The organism is Holdemanella porci, from assembly GCF_009696075.1.
Lineage (GTDB): Bacteria > Bacillota_I > Bacilli_A > Erysipelotrichales > Erysipelotrichaceae > Holdemanella > Holdemanella porci.
In genome coordinates, this window is record NZ_VUMR01000117.1 from 1 (window position 1) to 1,523 (window position 1,523).

A 1,523-nucleotide genomic window follows, 5' to 3' on the forward strand; every position below is an offset into this window, starting at 1 on the left:
CGTACTACTTAGATTGAAAAACATCTATAAAATCACTCGCTTAAAGGATTTGAAAAACGAGTGGTTATTCGTGTAAGTGATAAAAAGAAGAATTATAGCAAAGTCACCAAATTGCTAGTTAAGCCTAATCTTATTAAGAAGATTAATATACTTATAGAAGACTAAACATTATCTTAGGTGATGCTTAGTTTACTTAAGTAAAAACCCGAAAGTTTCTTATAGGTGATGCTTAGTTTTACTTAGGTGATTCTTAGTTTGTCTGTTTCAAAAGAAAAAATTTAAAATTCGAGATATATTTTGTACTAACTTCGCATAATATCTCTTATGTTATATTTATAGAATTGAAAATAGAGCAGATTTTTAAATAAGTCTGCTTATTTTTATATTTTAAGATATTTAGAAATTCAAAAACATGTTGATATTAAAATGGAAACCATTATTACAAGTTTTATATCATTATTACTTGAACTAATACATATAGTTGTACGTTTTTTTGATGTACACGATAAATCATAGTGTCTTATTAAATTCCATAATATCGCATCTTCTGATTTGAATCGAGACGTACAGTTGTCCATCTTTTTGATTTTCACGGCAAATCACAGAGTCCGCTAATCACGTGTTCTAACATAATATAAAGATCCTAATGCGACTTCTATAATAATGTATGGGACAGTCATTAAATAAGCTGAATACGGATGTAGATCATCAGCAACATACTGCATATCATTGATTTTTAGTTTGCCAGATTTGATTTCTTCAATCTTCGTTTTATACATATGAACACGATACGGACAAACTACAGCTAATACAATCATGATTAATAATAGAATGCGTCCTGGTTTTTTAAAGAAATTCATATGTATCACTCCTAAAATATTTTTATTAGTATATCACAAACTAATATGTGAAACACTTCACAAATATTTCTTTAATTCTTCTAAACTATTCAACGCATCACGTCTACCTATGTCATAAATTTCTTGTAGATGATTTGGATCCTTTTCAATCATCGCACACGCAATTGGTTTTGAGGGTCGAATCACAAATATCTGTCCTTCCCTTTCAAGCTTATCGATTGTATCTAATGTTTGATTATATACAATATGTCTATTTTCTAAATCGTGTTGTAGATTTGGATATTCCTTAAACGCCTTTTTTATAAGATTTATATATTTCATTGGCTTTTTTCGATAGGTATGATCTCTTGTCAAAACTACAACTGTCTTCTTTGTTCTTTCCAACATCCAATCCACTGGAATCGAATCTGAGACACCACCATCTAATAATTCATATCCATCTAATTTAACAGGCTTTGAAACAATAGGAATCGATGACGATGCACGAATCCACTCAATATCTAGAGCATCTCCATTTTTAATTTCATGATATACAGGTTGGTACTATGTCAAGATTTAAGACAACTTAAATATCTGTTTTTTTAATGTTTATGTTTCAAATATTGTTTTTCAAAATTTTGTGGAGATTCATATTCACAATGTGAGTGAATTCGTGTTGTATTA

General features: G+C 29.2%; 2 protein-coding genes and 1 pseudogene. All 3 read right to left on the bottom strand.

Annotated elements, in window-relative coordinates; all coding sequences use genetic code 11:
- Positions 1–611: 611 nt before the first annotated feature.
- Positions 612–860, bottom strand: a complete 249-nt coding sequence (locus FYJ55_RS10605; RefSeq protein WP_154556791.1) for a hypothetical protein — start codon at positions 858–860, stop codon at positions 612–614.
- A 57-nt stretch (positions 861–917) separates the two neighbouring features.
- Positions 918–1,247, bottom strand: coding sequence for a DUF6363 domain-containing protein (locus tag FYJ55_RS10610; protein ID WP_229771171.1), 330 nt, complete (start codon positions 1,245–1,247; stop codon positions 918–920).
- Between the two features lie 15 nt (positions 1,248–1,262).
- A pseudogene (locus tag FYJ55_RS11210) lies at positions 1,263–1,382 on the bottom strand (patatin-like phospholipase family protein); the annotation flags it as partial.
- Positions 1,383–1,523 lie beyond the last annotated feature (141 nt).

Coding starts and splice junctions, on each gene's coding strand:
- FYJ55_RS10605 (WP_154556791.1), bottom strand. CDS start 860: ATGAATTTCTTTAAAAAACCAGGACGCATTCTATTATTAATCATGATT.
- FYJ55_RS10610 (WP_229771171.1), bottom strand. CDS start 1,247: ATGTTGGAAAGAACAAAGAAGACAGTTGTAGTTTTGACAAGAGATCAT.